A 14,051-nucleotide genomic window follows, 5' to 3' on the forward strand; every position below is an offset into this window, starting at 1 on the left:
CGACAATCGCGACGGGGAAGGGGCTAGGCGGTCCTGGCGCCCCGCGACAGGGCCGCGACGCCCGTGCGCGCGATCTCCTGCAGCCCGAGCGGCCGCATCAGGTCGGCAAAGGCGTCCACCTTCTCGGGCGTGCCGGTGATCTCGAAGACGAAGCTGGACAGCGTCGAATCGACCACCCGGGCCCGGAAGACGTCGGCAAGCCGCAGCGCCTCCACCCGATGATCCCCGGTGCCGGCGACCTTGAGAAGGGCCAGCTCGCGCTCCACGGCCGGGCCTTCGGCGGACAGGTCATGCACTTCGCGGACCTGCACGATGCGGCCCAGCTGCGCCTCGATCTGGTCGATGATCTGGGGCGTTCCGGCGGTCACGATGGTGATGCGCGACAGGTGGCCGGCATGGTCGGTCTCGGCGACGGTCAGCGATTCGATGTTGTAGCCGCGCCCCGAGAAGAGCCCGATCACCCGGGCCAGCACCCCGGGCTCGTTGTCCACGATGATGGCCAGCGTGTGCCGCTCCACCACCTCCGAGTAGGTGGAGCGGAGGTTGTAGGCCGAGTGGCTCGTGGAGCCCGATGCGATGTTCAGTGCCATGTCCCTGTGTCCTTTCCGGCGCTCAGACGAGCACCGCGCCGCCGGCCTGGATCGCGCCCTCGGTGGACGCCTCGCCGAGCAGCATCTCGTTGTGGGGCTTTCCGCTCGGGATCATCGGGAAGCAGTTCTCGTGCTTCTCGACCAGGCAGTCGAAGATGACCGGGCCGTCGTAGGCCAGCATCTCCATGATCGCGTCGTCGAGGTCCTTGGGGTCCTTGCACAGGATGCCCTTGGCCCCGAACGCCTCGGCGAGCTTGACGAAGTCGGGCAGGGCTTCGGACCAGGATTGCGAGTACCGCTCACCGTGAAGGAGCTGCTGCCACTGGCGCACCATGCCCAGCCGTTCGTTGTTCAGGATGAACTGCTTGACGGGCAGGCGGTACTGAACGGCCGTTCCCATCTCCTGCATGTTCATGAGCCACGACGCCTCGCCCGCGACGTTGATGACGAGGGAGTCGGGATGAGCGAGCTGCACGCCGATGGACGCCGGGAAGCCGTAGCCCATGGTGCCGAGGCCCCCGGAGGTCATCCAGCGGTTCGGGTCCTCGAAGCCCAGGAACTGCGCGGCCCACATCTGGTGCTGGCCGACTTCGGTGCAGATGTAGCGGTCCATGCCCCTGGTCAGCGCCTCGAGGCGCTCCAGCGCATACTGCGGCTTGATGGTGGTCTGGGACGGCGTGTAGGTCAGGCACTTGCGCGCGCGCCATTGGGCAACCTGCTGCTGCCAGGCGGCGAGGCCGCTCGCGTTGAGCCTGCGGCCACGGGCGGTCCAGAGGTCCAGGATGGCCCGCAGGGCGTCGGCCACGTCCGCGACCACCGGGAAATCGACACGGACGACCTTGTTGATCGAGGACGGGTCGATGTCGATGTGCGCCTTGCGCGATCCCGGCGAGAAGGCGTCGAGCCGCCCGGTGATCCGGTCGTCGAAGCGCGCCCCGATGTTCAGCATCAGGTCGCAGCCGTGCATCGCCATGTTGGCCTCGTAGAGGCCGTGCATGCCGAGCATCCCGAGCCATTGCGGCCCGGAGGCTGGGTAGGCGCCCAGGCCCATCAGCGTCGAGGTGATCGGGAAGCCGGTCGCCGCGACCAGCTCGCGCAGGAGGCGCGTCGCCTCGGGGCCCGAGTTGATGACGCCGCCGCCGGTGTAGAAGACCGGACGCGCCGAGGTTTCCATGGCGTCCACGATGGCCTCGATCATCGCGGGATCGGGCTGGCGCTTGGGCTGGTAGCGTGAGACGTGATCCGCCCGCTGCGTGTAGAGGCCCGTGGCGAACTGGACGTCCTTGGGGATGTCGATGAGGACCGGCCCGGGGCGGCCCGAGCGGGCGACGTGGAACGCCTCGTGCAGCGTCTGCGCGAGCTTGTCCGTTTCCTTCACCAGCCAATTGGCCTTGGTGCAGGGGCGGGTGATGCCGATGGTGTCCGCCTCCTGGAAGGCGTCCGAGCCGATCATGAAGGTCGGGACCTGACCCGTCAGGACGACGATCGGGATCGAGTCGAGGAGCGCGTCGGTCAGGCCGGTGACCGCATTGGTCGCGCCCGGCCCGGAGGTGACGAGCGCGACGCCGACCCTGCCGGTCGAGCGGGCATAGCCCTCGGCGGCGTGGACCGCCCCCTGCTCGTGCCGGACGAGGATGTGGCGGATGTCGTTCTGCTGGAACAGCTCGTCATAGATAGGAAGGACGGCGCCGCCCGGATAGCCGAACACGGTGTCCACGCCCTGGTCCTTGAGGGCCTGGACCACCATGCGGGCGCCGGTCATCTCGCGGGTCATCTGGGTCGCTCCGTCCATTTCGATAACTCCTTTGGGCATGAAAAAGCCCCCGGGAAGGTTCCTCGGGGGCGCATGGGGACCGGATGGGTCTGCCGTTACCGGCCCATGCGCCTGATCCCTACGATTACAAGAAGAACCTTCACGGGTCGTTCCTCCAACGTTCGGTGGGCCTTATGCCCGCGCAACGCCCCTGGGTCAACCGTATTCGGATGAGAAAATGTCGCAGGCATCCAGATCACGGTAATATTGTTGCTCCAGCCGGCCGGCATCCCCGGTCGGCACGCGGCGTCGGCGGTAGACCCTCAGGGGCGCCGCCCAGTCACTGGTTCCCGGGCGTCACGGCCTTGGCGGCGCGGACCGGCTCGGCGGAGTCGCCGGCCTCCTTGTCCTGGCGCGCGATCTCGTCGTCCATCTCGGCCCCCATGAGCACGATATAGGCCGACAGCCAGAGCCAGGTCAGCAGGACGATCACGCCGCCCAGGGCGCCGAAGGTTTCGTTGTAGGCGCCGAAGTTCTGGACGTAGATGGCGAAGATGATGCTGCCGACCAGCCAGAGCGCGCAGGCGACGCCCGCGCCGGGCGTGATCCAGTGCCACGGCACCGGGCCGCGGTCGGGCGCATACCGGTAGAGAACGGCGAGCCCGAGCGCGAGGACCACGAGCACGAGCGGCCAGCGCAGCAGCGACACCACCGTCTGCGTCATGTCGCCGAACTGGAGGAAGGCCAGCACGACCGGCAGGAGCGCCAGGATGGCGATGATCAGCAGGAAGCCGATGATGAGCCCGACCGTCAGCGCCAGGGCGGTCAGGTAGTATCGGACGAGGCCGCGCTTCTCCTCGACCTCGAAGGCGACGTTCAGGCCCTCCATCAGCGAGGTCACCCCCTTGGAGGCGGAGTAGAGCGCCACGAGGATCCCGAAGAGCGCGGCGAGGCCGAGGCCCCCGGATTCGGACCCCGCCACCGCGACGGCCTGATCGATCACGATCTGGGCCGCCTCCTGCGGGAGGAACCGTGACAGGCCCTGGAGTTGGCTCACCACCGTGTTGGGGTCCATCACGAGACCGGCGATGGCCATGCCCGCGACGATCCCCGGAAAGATGGCGAGGAGACCGTAGAAGGCCACCCCGGCCGAGATCAGCCCCACATGGTCCTCGGTCATCTCCTTGTAAAGGTTGACCAGGAGGCGCCACCATCCCCGCCCTCGCTTGGCGCCCGATCCGGATTTCGGGGCAGATGAGGCGGCGGGGGCGTCGGTCATGGGAGGGCTCCGTGGTCGTCTGGCGTTTCTCCAACGACGACGGGGGGCTACTGTTCCGCCGTTCCGCCGACCGGAGGGTGCGAACGGGGGCACGAAGGGGCACCCGCATGGTTCGGTGCGCTGGGCCACCGGGCGGTCGGACCCCGGTTCCGTGACGCTGCGGCATCAACCGAAGCTCCTGCTTGCCGCATGGGACGGTGCCGTTAAGCTTCGGCTGCACAACAGGATACCCGCGACCAAGCGGGCCAACAGGGAGGATCTTTCTTGGATCGTCGATCGTTCTTGACCAAGGCCGGCGTGGGCGCGGCCGCAGCCGCCGGGCTTGCGGCGCCCGCCATCGCGCAAAGCACGCCCCAGGTGCGCTGGCGGCTGACCTCGTCCTTTCCCAACTCGCTCGACACGATCTATGGCGGGGCGACGACCCTGGCGAAGTACCTGAGCGAAGCCACCGACGGCAACTTCGAGATCCAGGTCTTCGCGGCGGGCGAGCTGGTCCCCGGCCTGCAGGCGGCCGACGCCGTGATGGAGGGCACCGTCGAGGCCTGCCACACCGTGGCCTACTACTACTGGGGCAAGGACCCGTCCTGGGCCGTCGGTGCGGCGATCCCGTTCGCCCTGAACGCGCGGGGGATGAACGCCTGGCACTATCACGGCGGCGGCATCGACCTGTTCAACCAGTTCATGGCCAAGCAGGGGCTGTTCGCCCTTCCGGGCGGGAACACCGGCGTCCAGATGGCGGGCTGGTTCCGCAACGAGATCACCACGGCGGCCGATCTCCAGGGGCTCAAGATGCGGGTCGGCGGCTTTGCCGGGTCCATCATGGAGCGGCTGGGCGTCGTGCCCCAGCAGATCGCCGGGGGCGAGATCTATTCGGCGCTGGAAACGGGAACGATCGACGCCGCCGAATGGGTCGGCCCTTATGACGACGAGAAGCTCGGCTTCGTGCAGGTCGCGCCCTACTACTACTATCCGGGCTGGCACGAAGGGGGCCCGACCGTCCACTTCATGTTCAACCTCGAGCAGTACGAGGCGCTCCCGGCCAACTACAAGTCGCTGCTGCGGACGGCGAGCCAGGCGGCCGATGCCGACATGCTCCAGAAGTACGACTTCCTGAACCCGACCTCGATCCGCAACCTCGTGGCGGCGGGCGCGCAGCTTCGGCCCTTCTCGCCCGAGATCATGGAAGCCCTCTTCAACGCCTCGAACGAGGTCTATGCCGAGCTCGACACCTCGAACCCCGAGTTCAAGACGCTGTGGGATTCGATCAAGGCGTTCCGGAAGGACTGGTTCACCTGGTCGCAGGTGGCCGAATACAACTATGACACCTTCATGATGCAGAAGGTGAACGCCGGCCAGCTCTGAGCTGGACGTCCGAACGGCGAACCCCCGGGCGCGATGCGGCCCGGGGGTTTTCGTTTCGGCGGTTCGGGTGTCACGGAGCGGTGGCCGGGGCTTGGAGCCCCGCGGGAGCGCCCGGCTGCGGGGCGGGGGGCGAGATGTCCCCGGCGGGCTGGCCCAGGCCGCCCGGCTGGCCCAAGCCGCCCGGCTGGCCCAACCCGCCCGGCTGGCCGAGCCCGCCCGGTTGGCCGAGTCCGCCCGGTTGGCCGAGCCCTCCTGGTTGGCCCAGGCCGCCGCCGAGGCTCGGGGCGATGATCTGGACCGAGTTCGGGTCCACCTTCGGTCCGCGGTCGAGCATCCCCGTCACCAGCCCCGGCCAGAAGATCACGATCGCCACCAGCAGGAGCTGGAGTCCGAGCCACGGGATCGCGCCGAGGTAGATCTGCTTGGTCGGCAACGACTTGGGCGCGATGGAGCGCAGGTAGAACAGCGCGAAGCCGAAAGGCGGGTGCATGAAGCTGGTCTGCAGGTTGATGCAGATGAGCACCCCGAACCAGATCAGGTCGATCCCCAGCGCCTCGGCCGCGGGGGCGAGGAGGGGGATGACGATGAACGCGATCTCGAAGAAGTCGAGGAAGAACGCCAGGAAGAAGATGAAGATGTTGACGAAGATCAGGAAGCCGACCTGACCGCCGGGCAGGTGCGACAGCAGGTACTTGATCCACTCGCCCCCATCCATGCCCTGGAAGACGAGCGTGAAGATCGAGGACCCGATCAGGATGAAGACCACCATCGCGGTCAGCGTGGCCGTGGTTGTCATCGCCTCGCTGACCAGGGGCCAGCTGAGCCGCCGGTTCATGGCCGCGAGGACCATCGCGCCGACGACGCCCAGGGCCCCGGCTTCGGTCGGGGTGGCGAGGCCCAGGAAGATGGTGCCCAGCACCAGGAAGATGAGCACCAGCGACGGCACGATGCCCCAGATCACCCGCAGGATGAGGGCCAGGCTGGCCTCGCCCCGGACCTCGGGCGGGAGGGGCGGCATGGAGGCGGGGCGCAGGATCGACATGACGAGGATGAACGCCATGAAGATCAGGACCTGCGCGATCGACGGTCCGAACGCGCCGAGGTACATGTCGCCCACGGGGCGGCCGAGCTGGTCCGCCAGCACGACAAGGACGAGGGAGGGCGGGATCACCTGCGTGATGGTGCCCGACGCCGCGATCACGCCGGTGGCCAGCCGTTCGCTGTAGCCGTAGCGCAGCATGATGGGCAGCGCGATCACGCCCATGGTGATGACCGAAGCGGCCACCGTCCCGGTGACGGCGCCCAGGATGGCCCCCACGACGATCACGGAATAGGCGAGGCCCCCGGGCACGCGCCCGAACAGCTTGCCCATGCCTTCCAGCATGTCCTCGGCCAGGCCGCAGCGCTCCAGGATCGCGCCCATGAAGGTGAAGAACGGGATCGCCAGCAGAAGCGGGTTCGACAGGATGTTGGTTCCGGCGATCCGGTGCGGCATCGCCTGGAGGAACGCCCAGTCGAAGTGATCCGTCGCGATCCCGATCGCCCCGAAGAAAAGGCCGACGGCACCCAGCGAGAAGGCCACGGGAAAGCCGTAGAGCATGAACACGACCATGCTCGCGAACATCAGGGGCGGCAGGGGGCCGTATTCGAACATCGCTGCGCCCTTACTGGTCTGGCTTGTGGTAGGAGGTGTCGATGGCGATGGCGCCGCGAAGCGCCGCGATCCGCTTGATGAGCTCGGACAGGCCCTGGAGCGCGAGGAGTCCGAAGCCCAGGGGCAGCAGCATCCGCAGCGGCCAGAGCGGAAGACCCCCGGCGCTGGCCGAACCTTCGCGGGTGACGACCGAGCGCCATGCGATGGGCCAGCTGAGCCAGGCCATGACGAGCATGAAGGGCAGCAGGAACAGCAGGATCCCCACGATGTCGACCCAAAGCCTGCGGCGTGCCGAAAGGTTCGAGTAGATGAGGTCCACCCGGACATGCTCGTTGCGGCGCAGCGTCTCGGAGGCTCCGAGGAGCACGAGCCCGGCGAACAGGTAGGACTGGATCTCGAGCCAGGCGTTGGAACTGATGCTGAGCAGGTAGCGCACGGTGGCGTTCCCGGCGCTGATCAGCGCCGCGGCCAGGACAAGAAACGCCGACAGCCGGCCCAGAAAGATGTTCAGCCTGTCGATCCCGCGCGACAAGCCCAGCAACCACTCCATCGACCCCTCCCCGTGGGGCGCGGCCTTTCCGGCCCGCTTGGTTCCCGGAGTCTTACAAACGGGAGGGGTCCGTCAACCGATTCAGCGGTTTGTGCCGTAGGGTCACGGCGGGAGGATCACGGCGGGCCCAGGAGGTCCCAACGGTTGCCCCAGGGATCACGCCAGACCGCGACAACGCCATAGGATTCGCGGCGTGGCGGCTCCTCGAAGACCGCCCCGGCCCGTTCCAGCAGGGCATGGGTGCCTTCGAAGTCGTCGGTGGACAGGAAGAAGCCGACCCGGCCCCCGGCCTGATGCCCCAGCGCGGCGATCTGCTCCGCCTCGGTCGCCCGGGCGAGCAGGAGCGGGCTGCCCCCGGCGGGAGGTTCCACAAGGATCCACCGCTTGCCGCTGCCGTGGTCCTGGTCGGACACCAGCCGCCATCCCAGCCCCTGCACGAAGAAGGCGGTGGCCTGGTCGTAGTCGGGAACCAGGAAGGTGACGGCGCTGAGCTTCACGTCAGCCTTTGGTCGGCCGGGCGTCGGGCAGATGGATCCGTGCCACCTGTTCGGCGATCGGGTCGACCGACAGGGGATGGGTTTCCACGGAATAGCTCGACGGGTCGCCGATCGGCTGCCACTGCCCGCGCTTGTAGACCTCGAGGGCGCCGAAGCGGGACTTGTAGCCCATCTTGTCGCTGCCCGGGACCCAGTAGCCCAGATACACATAAGGGAGCGACAGCTCCCGCGCGATCCGGACATGGTCGAGGATCACATAGGTGCCGAGCGAGTCCTTCTCGCGCTCCGGGTCGAAGAACGAGTAGACCATGCTGAGCCCGTCATCGAGCAGGTCCGTCAGGCAGACGCCCCGGAGGTCGCCGTCCGGCGCCGTGTATTCGATGAGCCGCGAGCGGACGGGCGTTTCCTCGACCATGGCCGCGAACTCGAAGATATCCATGTCGGCCATGCCGCCTTCGGCGTGGCGGCCGTCGAGGTAGCGGCGGAACAGCGCGAATTGTTCCTCGGTCGCCCAGGGCGAGGAGGCGCGGCGGCGCAGGGCGGCGTTGCGCTTCATGACCCGCGCCTGGCTGCGCGACGGCTCGAAGTCGGCGACGCGGATGCGAGCCGAATAGCAGGCCTGGCAATCGGCGCAGGACGGCCGGTACAGCACGTTCTGGCTGCGGCGGAAGCCCTGGCGCGACAGCGCGTCGTTCAGCTTCTCGGCCTGGTCGCCCTGAAGGGCGGTAAAGAGCTTCCGCTCCATCCGCCCGGGCAGATAGGGGCACGGCTGGGGGGCCGTCACATAGAACTGCGGCGCAAGGGGAAGCGTGTGGCGCATCGGTCCGGCGATGGAAACTGGGCGGGTGCCCGACTGAGGTTAGCGTGAGCCCCGGGGGTCGCCAAGGGTGAGAGGCAGCCTTTTCTCTCTGTCTCAGGCGGGGCGGTTGATCGCCGCCGTCCCGAGCAGGAGGTCCGTGAGTCCCTGTCCGCGCCCCAGCCCGATCATCAGCGCGATCGAGATGAGCTGCAGCGGGAAGGCGGCGACCGAAACCGAGTAGCCCAGCACGTGCAGGAAGGCCGTGAACGGGTCGAGCCGCTGGCCGTTCCGGTCGCGCAGGGTGATCGCCATGAGGCGCATCCCCCAGGTCCCCGAGCCGCCCGCCAGCGTGGCCCAGCGGTAGAGGAATCCGACGATGAGCCAGAGCACCGGCCACCAGAACAGCGCCGTGAAGGCGGTGAAGGGCAGGGCCAGGAGGCAGAAGAAGAAGGTGACGGCCGCGTCGACGATCCAGGCCAGCCCGCGCTTGGTCGTCACGCCCGCGTAGAACTCGGGCTCGCGCGCGGGGTCGGGAAGGCCGTGGAGCGTGGCGGGCGAAGCGGTGGCGAACATGGTTGATCCTGTCGGAACTGGGGGCGCGGCGCCTGGAAAGGGCGGTGCCGCCGGGGTGATGTGGGAACCGCCCGCCGTTGGCGCAAGCGGAGGGCGGCCCCGGGGGGCCGCCGTTCGGACCGGATCAGGCCGCGTCCTGTCCCTGGTCGTCGCCGTTGCCATTCCGGGCGCGGCGCGCGCGGTCTTCCATGAACTGGTCGAACTCGGCCTTGTCGCGGGCTTCGCGGAGACGGGCGAGGAACTCCTCGAAGGCCCGCTGCTCGTCCTCGAGACGGCGGAGCGTCTCGGCCTTGTAGGCGTCGAAGGCGGCGTTGCCCGAGGGCCGCATGGCCGTGCGGGCGTTGCGCCATTGGTCCATCTTCTCGCGGCGGGAGCCGCACATCATGGACCGGCCGAAGCCATCGTGGCGGTGCTTGGAAAACATGCGCTTGCTCCAGATCATGTAGGCGAGGATGGCGAGGCCCACGGGCCAGAACAGGACGAAGCCGACGATCATCGCGGCGATCCAGGCGCCCTTGCCACGATCGTCCAGCCAATCCTCGGCCTTGCCGAGCCAGCTGCGGGCAGAGGGCCCCCGGGTAGGGGACGGGTAGGACAGGTCAGGCGAGCTCATCGGTGGGCCTCCTTGGAGGGTTCATGTGAACATCATTCACATGCGGCAAGATGGGGCGTCGGCGGCGGCGCATCAAGCCTCGATGTGAAGGATTTTCACATCTCGCCGCCGTGAGCGAGAAGTCGCTGATGCTGGGGTCTCAGGCGCTAGGGGGCCGATCATCGGGCGGCGTTGACCCTGACCGGTGCACTGCCCATGGTGGCGGACATGCCCGACCCGCTCCGCGCCCGACTGACCAAGCTGCCCCAGCCCTTCGACGTGGCGCGGGGGGACGAGGTGGCCGCGCGGCACGCCGCTCTCGATCGCGACCTGGGCGGCCTGATCCGGGGCATCGCCGGATCGAGCCCGTTCCTGGCCGAGCTCCTGCTGCGCGAGGCCGACTGGATCGGGCCCGCGCTGGACGACCCGGAGGCGGCGCTCGAGGATGTGCTGCGGGCCGTGCCGGACGGCCCGGCGGAGCGTCTCGGCCCGGCGCTGCGGCAGGCCAAGCGGCGGGTGGCGCTGCTGGCCGGGGTGATGGACCTGGGCGGGGCTTGGCCCTTGGAGGCAGTGACCGGTGCGCTGACCCGGCTGGCCGACATGGCCGTGGACCGGTCGATCCGCGCGCTGGTGGCCGAGGGAATCGCAAGGGGGCGGCTCGCCGGGCTGGGTCCCTCGGATGCGGGAAGCGCGGGGGGCATGGTCGCGCTCGCCATGGGCAAGATGGGCGCCTTCGAGCTCAACTATTCGAGCGACATCGACCTGGTCTGCCTGTTCGACGAAACCCGCGTCTCGCGCGAGGATTACCCGGCGCTCCGTTCGGGGCTGGTCAAGGTCACGCGTGCGATGACCGCCCTCTTGCAGGACCGCACCGACGGCTACGTGTTCCGCGTGGACCTGCGGCTTCGGCCGGACGCGGCGGTCACGCCCGTCTGCATGTCGATGGCCGGGGCCGAGGCCTACTACGAGAGCCTGGGCCGCACCTGGGAGCGGGCCGCCTACATCAAGGCGCGGCCCTGCGGGGGCGACCTCGAGGCCGGCGCGCGGTTCCTCGACACGCTCCGGCCCTTTGTCTGGCGCAAGCACCTGGACTTCGCGGCGATCCAGGACGCCCACGACATGCGGCTCAGGATCCGCGACCACAAGGGGCTGGGCGGGCCTCTCCAGATGGACGGGCACAACCTCAAGCTCGGGCGGGGCGGCATCCGCGAGATCGAGTTCTTCACCCAGACGCGACAGCTGATCGCCGGGGGGCGCGATCCCTCCTTGCGGGTCCGTGGCACCGTCGAGGGTCTGGGCCGCCTGGCGCAGGCGGGCTGGGTTCCAACCGAGGTGACGGCGACCCTGACAGCCCATTACCGCCGCCTTCGGGAGGTGGAGCATCGCGTCCAGATGATCGCCGACCAGCAGACGCATGCCCTTCCGTCGGGCGCGGAAGGGTGGGCGCGGCTTGCGGCGCTGATGGGCGAGGACCTGGACGCGCTTCAGCGCGACCTGACCCTCCGGATGGAAGAGGTCCACGAACTCACCGAGGATTTCTTCGCCCCCGGACCGGCGCCGCGCGTGGCCAACGACGGATTCGGGGCCGACGTCACGGCGCGCTGGCCGACCTACCCGGCGCTCCGGTCCCAGCGCGCCGTCGAGATCTTCAACCGCCTCCGTCCCGAGATCCTGCGCCGCCTGCGCGAGGCGGCGCGGCCCGACGAGGCGTTGTCGAGCTTCGATCACTTCCTTGCGGGGCTGCCGGCCGGCGTCCAGCTCTTCTCGCTCTTCGAGGCGAATCCCGACCTGCTCCGCCTGCTCGCCGAGATCGCGGCGACCTCCCCGGCCCTGGCGCGCTACCTCGGGCGCAACGCGGGCGTCCTGGATGCCGTGATCGCCGGCCGCTTCTTCGCGCCTTGGCCGGGACGGGACGGCCTGGAGGCCACGCTGGAGCGGGCCATGGCCGAGGCGCGGGACTACGAAGCGCAGCTGAACGCGGCGCGGCGCTGGATGAAGGACTGGTGGTTCCGCATCGGCGTCCACCACCTGCAGGGCGTCATCGGCGCGGATGAGGCCGGAGCGCAGTACGCCGACCTCGCCGACGCCGTGCTGCGGCGCATGTTCCCCAGGGTGCAGGAGGAGTTCGCCCGCAGGCATGGCACCGGACCCGGCTGGGGGGCGGTCGTGCTCGGGATGGGATCGCTCGGGGTCGGGCGGCTCTCGGCCTCCTCGGACCTGGACCTCATCGTCATCTACGACGCGGGCGGGGCCGAGGCGTCGGACGGCGCGCGCGCCCTCGCGCCACGGACCTACTTTGCCCGGCTCACCCAGGCGCTCGTGACGGCGCTCTCGGCCCCCATGGCGGAGGGGCGCCTTTACGAGGTGGACATGCGGCTGCGCCCCTCCGGACGGCAGGGGCCGGTGGCGACCTCCTGGGCTTCGTTCCAGAGCTATCAGCGCGACGAGGCCTGGACCTGGGAGCATCTGGCCCTGACCCGCGCCCGGGTGGTGGCCGGGGCGGGGGATGGCGCGGCGGCCCTGGCCCAAGGGGTGGAGGCCTTCCGCGAGACCCTGATCGCGGGCCGCAGGGGCGACGCGCGCATCCTCCCCGACGTGGCGGAGATGCGGGCCCGGCTCGCGGCCGCCAAGGCGGGCGATGGCGCCTGGGATCCCAAATCCGGCCCGGGGCGGCTTCGGGACATCGAACTGTTCGCCCAAGGGCTCGCGCTCCGGGCCGGATCGCCGGCGCGCGGCACCGCCGACCAGCTGGAGGCCGGCGCGACCGGGGGTCTTGTGTCTGCAGAGGACGCGGCCACCCTGGCGCGCGCCGCGGACCTGCTCTGGCGCGTGCAGGCGGCGGCGCGGCTCCTGACCGAAGGCGCTCTCGATCCCGAGCGGGTGGGCGAGGGCGGACGCCGTTTCCTCTTGCGGGAAACGGGCGAGGGCAGCATCCCGACGCTGGACGACCGCTTGTCCGCCGAGGCGGCAAGGGCGGCGACCGTGATCGGCAGGGCTTTGGAAGGATGACATGACCGACAGGGATCCCCATGATCCGAAGGGCCTGGTGCGGGAAGCCTACGCGATTCCCGGCATCACCCCGTCGGAGTGCCGGTCGATCTTTCTGGACTGGGCGCTGTCGCTTCCGGACGGGGCCGATCCGATCCCGTCGGTCCAGGCGCTTATCGACCGGTATGGCGCCGAGCATCCGATGACGGAGGTGCTCCGGGCGGCCCTGCATCCGCCGGGCGGTCCGCGGCGTCGGGGCGGGCGTGCCGGTCGCCTGACCCGTTAAGGCCGCCGGGCGCCCTTGACCGGACGGTCGCAAGAGGCGAAAGCCCCCGCATGATCCCCGAGGACCGCCTTCACGACATCGCCCAGCGCTACGCCTTCCTCGAGGCGAAGATGCAGGACGCCCTACCGCCCGCCGAGATCGCCCAAGTCTCGCGCGAGTGGTCGCAGCTCCGGCCGGTCGTCGAGGCCGCCGAGGCCTGGCGCGCGCTGTCCCGCAGCGTTGCCGAGACCGAGGCGATGCTGGCCGATCCCGACCTGCGTCCCCTGGCCGAGGAGGAGCTTCCTGTGCTCCGGGACCGGCTGGCCCAGGGGGAGCGGGACCTGCAGCTCGCGCTCCTGCCCAAGGATGCCGCCGACGCCCGGCCGGCCATGCTCGAGATCCGGCCCGGCACCGGGGGGGACGAAGCCGCGCTGTTCGCCGGCGATCTCGCGCGCATGTACCAGCGCTATGCCGAAGCGCAGGGCTGGCGCTTCGACGTAGTCGAGGAGCAGGCCACCGATCTCGGCGGCCTCAAGGAGCTCGTCGCCCGGATCGAGGGCGAGGGTGTCTTTGCCCGGCTCAAGTATGAAAGCGGGGTGCACCGGATTCAGCGCGTTCCCGCCACCGAAGCGTCGGGCCGGATCCATACCTCGGCCGCGACGGTGGCCGTCCTGCCGGAGGCGGAGGAGGTCGACATCCAGATCAATCCCGGCGACCTGCGGATCGACACGATGAGATCGTCGGGCGCAGGCGGGCAGCACGTCAACACCACCGACTCGGCTGTGCGCATCACCCACCTTCCGACCGGCATCGTGGTCACATCGTCGCAGAAGTCCCAGCATCGCAACCGCGACCTCGCCATGCAGGTGCTTCGGGCCCGCCTCTACGAGCTGGAACGGTCGAGGACCGAAGGCGCCCGGGCCGCCGACCGCCGATCGCAGGTCGGCTCCGGCGACCGGAGCGAGCGCATACGGACCTACAACGTGCCGCAAGGGCGGCTCACCGACCACCGCATCGGCCTCACGCTCTACCGTCTCGACCAGATCCTCGACGGCGATCTGGGCGAGGTCATCGACGCCCTGACCACGCATGCGCAGGCCGAGGCTCTGGCTCAGATGGGGGACTGAGCGGATGAGCGGGCGGATCATG

13 protein-coding genes are annotated in these 14,051 nt (G+C 69.4%); 4 read left to right on the plus strand and 9 right to left on the minus strand.

The features are described 5' to 3' along the window. Positions 1 to 23: 23 nt before the first annotated feature. The 3 genes from ilvN to J3P31_RS06220 all read right to left on the minus strand — a co-directional run bounded on the left by ilvN (position 24) and on the right by J3P31_RS06220 (position 3,622). Positions 24 to 590, minus strand: a complete 567-nt coding sequence (gene ilvN, locus J3P31_RS06210) for an acetolactate synthase small subunit (protein ID WP_210527536.1) — start codon at positions 588 to 590, stop codon at positions 24 to 26. 22 nt (positions 591 to 612) lie between these two features. Next, on the minus strand, positions 613 to 2,364 hold the full coding sequence (locus J3P31_RS06215; RefSeq protein WP_210527684.1) for an acetolactate synthase 3 large subunit: 1,752 nt from the start codon (positions 2,362 to 2,364) through the stop codon (positions 613 to 615). A 319-nt stretch (positions 2,365 to 2,683) separates the two neighbouring features. Next, positions 2,684 to 3,622 (minus strand): YihY/virulence factor BrkB family protein, encoded by a 939-nt coding sequence (locus J3P31_RS06220; protein WP_210527537.1) that lies wholly within the window; start codon positions 3,620 to 3,622, stop codon positions 2,684 to 2,686. Between the two features lie 264 nt (positions 3,623 to 3,886). Here J3P31_RS06220 and J3P31_RS06225 point away from each other — a divergent pair, with 264 nt between their 5' ends. Continuing rightward, positions 3,887 to 4,984 (plus strand): TRAP transporter substrate-binding protein, encoded by a 1,098-nt coding sequence (locus J3P31_RS06225; RefSeq protein WP_210527538.1) that lies wholly within the window; start codon positions 3,887 to 3,889, stop codon positions 4,982 to 4,984. A 70-nt stretch (positions 4,985 to 5,054) separates the two neighbouring features. On the opposite strand, the gene J3P31_RS06230 is transcribed toward J3P31_RS06225, so the two are convergent. The 6 genes from J3P31_RS06230 to J3P31_RS06255 all read right to left on the minus strand — a co-directional run bounded on the left by J3P31_RS06230 (position 5,055) and on the right by J3P31_RS06255 (position 9,670). Further along, positions 5,055 to 6,638 (minus strand): TRAP transporter large permease, encoded by a 1,584-nt coding sequence (locus tag J3P31_RS06230; RefSeq protein ID WP_246849305.1) that lies wholly within the window; start codon positions 6,636 to 6,638, stop codon positions 5,055 to 5,057. A 10-nt stretch (positions 6,639 to 6,648) separates the two neighbouring features. Beyond that, positions 6,649 to 7,188, minus strand: coding sequence for a TRAP transporter small permease subunit (locus J3P31_RS06235; RefSeq protein WP_210527539.1), 540 nt, complete (start codon positions 7,186 to 7,188; stop codon positions 6,649 to 6,651). A gap of 116 nt (positions 7,189 to 7,304) precedes the next feature. Next, complete coding sequence (locus tag J3P31_RS06240; RefSeq protein ID WP_210527540.1) at positions 7,305 to 7,685, minus strand: VOC family protein; 381 nt, start codon at positions 7,683 to 7,685, stop codon at positions 7,305 to 7,307. A gap of 1 nt (position 7,686) precedes the next feature. Then, positions 7,687 to 8,505, minus strand: a complete 819-nt coding sequence (locus J3P31_RS06245; RefSeq protein WP_210527541.1) for an arginyltransferase — start codon at positions 8,503 to 8,505, stop codon at positions 7,687 to 7,689. Between the two features lie 93 nt (positions 8,506 to 8,598). After that, the gene (locus J3P31_RS06250; RefSeq protein WP_210527542.1) at positions 8,599 to 9,057 is read right to left on the minus strand and encodes an RDD family protein; all 459 of its coding nucleotides are present in this window, start codon (positions 9,055 to 9,057) and stop codon (positions 8,599 to 8,601) included. Positions 9,058 to 9,181: 124 nt separating this feature from the next. Then, positions 9,182 to 9,670 (minus strand): DUF2852 domain-containing protein, encoded by a 489-nt coding sequence (locus J3P31_RS06255; RefSeq protein WP_210527543.1) that lies wholly within the window; start codon positions 9,668 to 9,670, stop codon positions 9,182 to 9,184. 207 nt (positions 9,671 to 9,877) lie between these two features. Here J3P31_RS06255 and J3P31_RS06260 point away from each other — a divergent pair, with 207 nt between their 5' ends. Genes J3P31_RS06260 through prfA form a run of 3 tightly spaced genes read left to right on the plus strand, consistent with a single transcriptional unit; the run spans position 9,878 to position 14,029 of the window. Then, positions 9,878 to 12,658, plus strand: coding sequence for a [protein-PII] uridylyltransferase family protein (locus J3P31_RS06260; RefSeq protein ID WP_438270288.1), 2,781 nt, complete (start codon positions 9,878 to 9,880; stop codon positions 12,656 to 12,658). A gap of 1 nt (position 12,659) precedes the next feature. Further along, the gene (locus J3P31_RS06265) at positions 12,660 to 12,923 is read left to right on the plus strand and encodes a hypothetical protein (RefSeq protein WP_210527545.1); all 264 of its coding nucleotides are present in this window, start codon (positions 12,660 to 12,662) and stop codon (positions 12,921 to 12,923) included. Positions 12,924 to 12,973: 50 nt separating this feature from the next. Further along, positions 12,974 to 14,029, plus strand: a complete 1,056-nt coding sequence (gene prfA, locus J3P31_RS06270) for a peptide chain release factor 1 (RefSeq protein WP_210527546.1) — start codon at positions 12,974 to 12,976, stop codon at positions 14,027 to 14,029. Positions 14,030 to 14,051 lie beyond the last annotated feature (22 nt).

The organism is Rubellimicrobium arenae (assembly GCF_017916275.1).
In the GTDB taxonomy this organism is placed as follows: Bacteria; Pseudomonadota; Alphaproteobacteria; order Rhodobacterales; family Rhodobacteraceae; genus Rubellimicrobium; species Rubellimicrobium arenae.

Coding starts and splice junctions, on each gene's coding strand:
- J3P31_RS06255 (WP_210527543.1), bottom strand. CDS start 9,670: ATGAGCTCGCCTGACCTGTCCTACCCGTCCCCTACCCGGGGGCCCTCT.
- ilvN (WP_210527536.1), bottom strand. CDS start 590: ATGGCACTGAACATCGCATCGGGCTCCACGAGCCACTCGGCCTACAAC.
- J3P31_RS06250 (WP_210527542.1), bottom strand. CDS start 9,057: ATGTTCGCCACCGCTTCGCCCGCCACGCTCCACGGCCTTCCCGACCCC.
- J3P31_RS06245 (WP_210527541.1), bottom strand. CDS start 8,505: ATGCGCCACACGCTTCCCCTTGCGCCGCAGTTCTATGTGACGGCCCCC.
- prfA (WP_210527546.1), top strand. CDS start 12,974: ATGATCCCCGAGGACCGCCTTCACGACATCGCCCAGCGCTACGCCTTC.
- J3P31_RS06220 (WP_210527537.1), bottom strand. CDS start 3,622: ATGACCGACGCCCCCGCCGCCTCATCTGCCCCGAAATCCGGATCGGGC.
- J3P31_RS06215 (WP_210527684.1), bottom strand. CDS start 2,364: ATGACCCGCGAGATGACCGGCGCCCGCATGGTGGTCCAGGCCCTCAAG.
- J3P31_RS06260 (WP_438270288.1), top strand. CDS start 9,878: ATGCCCGACCCGCTCCGCGCCCGACTGACCAAGCTGCCCCAGCCCTTC.
- J3P31_RS06230 (WP_246849305.1), bottom strand. CDS start 6,638: ATGTTCGAATACGGCCCCCTGCCGCCCCTGATGTTCGCGAGCATGGTC.
- J3P31_RS06235 (WP_210527539.1), bottom strand. CDS start 7,188: ATGGAGTGGTTGCTGGGCTTGTCGCGCGGGATCGACAGGCTGAACATC.
- J3P31_RS06265 (WP_210527545.1), top strand. CDS start 12,660: ATGACCGACAGGGATCCCCATGATCCGAAGGGCCTGGTGCGGGAAGCC.